Origin of the sequence: Nocardioides abyssi (assembly GCF_030412915.1) — a bacterium.
In the GTDB taxonomy this organism is placed as follows: Bacteria; Actinomycetota; Actinomycetes; order Propionibacteriales; family Nocardioidaceae; genus Nocardioides; species Nocardioides abyssi.
On the sequence record NZ_JAUHJR010000109.1, the window covers coordinates 1 to 290 of the forward strand.

Here is a 290-nt window from a genome sequence, read left to right on the forward strand (position 1 = left end):
GGCCGAGGTCACCGGGCTCGTCGTACGCCGCGGCGGGCGCACCGTGCTGGCCGGGCTCGACGCCCGGCTCGGGCACGGGGTGACCGGGCTGCTGGGCCCGTCGGGCTCGGGCAAGACGACGCTGATGCGGGCCCTGGTCGGCAGCCAGGTCGTCACCAGCGGCAGCGTGAGCGTGCTCGGCCACCCCGCCGGCAGCCCCGCCGTGCGCGGCCGGGTCGGCTACGCCACCCAGGCCGCCGGGGTCTACGACGACCTCACCGTGGCCCAGAACCTCGCGTTCTTCGCGCGGG

At 77.9% G+C, this 290-nt stretch carries 1 protein-coding gene; it reads left to right on the top strand.

The annotated features are described in order from the left end of the window. The coding region (locus QWY29_RS20115) for an ATP-binding cassette domain-containing protein (protein ID WP_300963007.1) at nt 1–290 on the top strand (290 nt) is incomplete at both ends.